Below are 2843 nucleotides of genomic sequence, written 5' to 3' on the forward strand. Positions count from 1 at the left end.
GGTGATAACATGCCAGAAACAGATTATTTAAAAATACCTCAAAATAGAGTTGGTGCTGTAATTGGTAAAAATGGAGAGGTAAAAAAATCCGTTGAAAAATTAACTGGAACTGTACTCGATATTGATAGTGATGAGGGAACTGTATATATCACTCCTCGTGAAGATATGGAAGATCCATTAGGTGTTTGGAATGCTAATCACATTGTAAAAGCCATAGCTCGTGGTTTTAATCCCGATGTTGCTATGAAATTAATTCATGATGACATTTATCTTGAAGTTATGAAATTACCATTATATATTGGTAAATCTAAAAAAGCGTTAGCCCGGTATAAAGGTAGAATTATCGGCACTAACGGCAAAACCCGTGAACTTATTACGGAGTTAGCTGATGTTGATATGGCTGTTTATGGAAAAACAGTTTCTTTAATTGGTGAAATGGAGAATATTTTAGTTGCTAAAGAAGCTATTGAAATGATTTTAAATGGTTCTAGGCATAAATCTGTTTATAGCTTTTTAGAAAATAAAAAAGAAACACTTAAGCTAAGAGAATTTAAAGATCTTGTCGGCATTCACGATGATGAAATTGAGTTCAAAGACGGAATTGAATTTGATGAAGAAACATTACAGTAACATTTCATATATGTTACTGTCTTACTATTTTTTTAGAAAATAATTACTCCCCCATCAAAATAATCTAATGAATATAAAAAATTATGATTATTAATACAAAACTATTATATACTTCAACCAACATATATAGGTAGCGTAGTTTAAAAACTATATTTTTAACAATTTTTATTATTATTTTATTGTATAATTTTTAACAAGTTAGCTATGGTACTGTAAAAATATTACTTGTCAAATGCTCTCGGATGTTATTTATATACATATAAATTTAATAATTTTAATTATAAAAATTATAAAAAAATTAAAGGAGGATACAATTTTGGCACCGACTGAACCGGGACTTGATTGGCAAAACGATTTTCAACAATTAACACCATCAGAGTTCTTTCGTAAAAATAAACAGATGTTAGGTTTTACTGGTAAAATTCGTTCATTGACTATTGTATTTCACGAATTGATTACAAACAGTTTTGATGCAGCCGAAGAAGCTGGAATATTACCTGATATTGACATTGAATTAAAACGTGTAGATAAAGAACACTACATTTTAAGACACAAGGATAACGGACCAGGTATTCCTGAAGATTATGTAATGCAAGTATATTGTAGTATGTTTGCAGGGTCCAAATTTAGAAACATACAATCCAGAGGACAACAGGGTTTAGGTTGTAGTGGTTGTGTATTACTATCACAAATGACCACAGGTAAACCTGCCCGTGTAATTTCATGCTATAAAGATGGGGATGAAATTAAAGGAGTTAAAATGAAATTCCAGATGGATGTTAAACACAACACTGGAATATTAATGGAAAGAGAGGATTATGTTGGAGAATCTACTGGAGTCTGTATAGAATTACAATTTAAAGATGTATCTTACTCCATGGCAGAACAAGGTGCTTTCGAATATATCAGAAGAACCATGATTGGAAATCCTCATGCAAAAATCACATTCAGAGATCCGACAGGACATAAATATATATTTAAAAGAGCAGCAGATATTGTTCCTACACTTCCAAAAGAAGTATTACCTCACCCTAAAGGTGTAAGTGCTGACGATTTAATGACAATGGCAAAAAATACTGATAAAAGAAGATATAAAAGTATGTTAACTGCTTCCATGTCAAGAATGTCAAATAAAAGAGCAGCTGAAATAACCGAAATGACTGGAATTGACATGAATAAACGTCCTAAAGACATGACTTTCCCTGAAGCAGAAGCTATTGTTCAATGCTTTAAGAAAATGAAATTTATGGCACCGCCAACCGACGGTCTTATACCAATTGGATCTGAACAGATTGAAAAAGGTATGAAACAGATTCTTAAACCTGAATTCGTATCAACCATTACAAGAAAACCTGTAACCTATGCAGGTGGTGTATCATTCATTATTGAAGCAGGTATTGCATACGGAGGAGATGCAGGAAGAATTGTTAACGAACAGAGAAAATCCGAAATTATGAGATTTGCAAATAGAGTTCCTTTAACATTTGATGCCGGAAGCTGTGCAATTACTGAAGCTTTAAAAAGTATTGACTGGAAACGTTATGGTCTTAAAGATATGGAAAATACCCCATTAACTTTATTTGTTAATATTATTTCCACACAAGTTCCATACCTATCAACAGGTAAGCAAAGTGTTTCTCCAGAACCTGAAATTGTTCAAGAAATAAGACAAGCAACAATGAAATTAGCTCGTCAACTTCAAAAACACCTTAGAGCAAAAAGAGCTGCTAAAGAAAAAGAAAAACGTTCCAAAGTATTTGAAGAATATGTGCCAGTCATTATTGAAGAAGCAGCGAAACTTGGTGAAACTGGTGTTCCTGAATACCAAGAAGTCCTTGCTAAAGTAACTAAAAGAGCTCTTGCAGAGTTACTTGGTGAAAAAGTTGAAGATGAAGTAGAAGAGGAAGAACTCGATGCTATCATCATGGAAGAACTTGATGAAAGAGGATATGCAGTTGATGAAGAACATAGCAATCTAAACTTTGAAGAAGATGAAAATGAGGAAGAATTTGAAGAATAGGTGATTATATGGCTGAAATAAAACAAGAAGGTAAATCACATAAAGAAATAAGAAAAGAATACACTTTCAACAAATTAAAAGGTTTAGGTCAAGAAATCATTGAAGAAATTGAAGAGCAAAAAGAGCTGCTAAAGAAAAAGAAAAACGTTCCAAAGTATTTGAAGAATATGTGCCAGTCATTATTGAAGAAGCA

Annotated in this window: 3 protein-coding genes; all 3 read left to right on the forward strand. The window is 32.3% G+C overall.

The genetic code is table 11. The features are described 5' to 3' along the window. Positions 1–9: 9 nt before the first annotated feature. Positions 10–630 carry a KH domain-containing protein gene (locus QZZ11_RS04770; protein ID WP_292474053.1) on the forward strand — a complete coding sequence of 207 codons (621 nt, stop codon included), beginning with the start codon at positions 10–12 and terminating at the stop codon, positions 628–630. Positions 631–946: 316 nt separating this feature from the next. Further along, on the forward strand, positions 947–2650 hold the full coding sequence (gene top6B / locus QZZ11_RS04775; protein ID WP_292474054.1) for a DNA topoisomerase VI subunit B: 1704 nt from the start codon (positions 947–949) through the stop codon (positions 2648–2650). An 8-nt stretch (positions 2651–2658) separates the two neighbouring features. Beyond that, positions 2659–2843: hypothetical protein (locus tag QZZ11_RS04780; protein WP_292474056.1), on the forward strand; the 185-nt coding region annotated here is incomplete at its 3' end.

Source organism: Methanosphaera sp. (assembly GCF_016282985.1).
GTDB lineage: Archaea > Methanobacteriota > Methanobacteria > Methanobacteriales > Methanobacteriaceae > Methanosphaera.

What these genes read in the sequence shown, in the direction of transcription:
- QZZ11_RS04770 (WP_292474053.1), top strand. Translation starts at nt 10, where the DNA reads ATGCCAGAAACAGATTATTTAAAAATACCTCAAAATAGAGTTGGTGCT.